General features: G+C 61.2%; 1 protein-coding gene. It reads left to right on the top strand.

What is annotated here, in order from left to right:
• A partial coding sequence (locus NKJ08_RS38860; protein WP_352786431.1) for a DUF982 domain-containing protein occupies window positions 1-247 on the top strand: 247 nt, incomplete at its 5' end.
• Window positions 248-618 lie beyond the last annotated feature (371 nt).

The raw sequence follows: 618 nt of genomic DNA, 5'->3' as shown, positions 1-618 counted from the left end.
CCACTGGTTCAACCCTCCGGTCCCCGTCAAGACCGAGCGTCCCGGGATCATTCGCAACGTCAACAACGCCGAGACAGCCGGCGAGGAGCTGATGAAGTGGACCAAGCGTGGCCCTTGCTGGGATCTCGCGGTGCGCGTTTGCATGGCCGTGATTTTCGACGAGATGGAACCTGAGGAGGCCCGCAAGGCATTCCTGGCTGCTGCAAAAGAGGAGGGGACATTACTCCCCCCAATGACAAGTAGCTAACTTGAGTTGCGGTAAAGGTTCTCTGACCAACACCGCCTTCGCGAAAGGAGCCCGCCGCCCGTGAGAAAGGCGACGGACCCCCCCACAGCGGCTGCACATCCACGAAGAATCCCGCTGCAAGCTCTAAACCCGCGAGGGCCTACATCGTTCCTTAGCTGCGGCTAAAGCGGGGTTGGTCAGCGGGCTCTTGGCGCTCTAAGTTCCCCCTTATGGGTCCTCTCTGGTTCTCTCCCCCGGTCTACGTGAAGACGAAACGTCCGGGCATTCGCAATGGGGTCAGCCACGTCGAGGGAGCCGCCGAGGAACTCATGGGGTGGGACACAAAGGGCCCGAAGTGGACCAAGGCGGTCCAATCCTGCGTCGATGCGTTC

This window comes from Mesorhizobium sp. M0244 (assembly GCF_040321795.1).
Lineage (GTDB): Bacteria > Pseudomonadota > Alphaproteobacteria > Rhizobiales > Rhizobiaceae > Mesorhizobium.
Note: the sequence above shows the minus strand (reverse complement) of the source record. Positions and strands in the feature narration are given on the sequence as shown.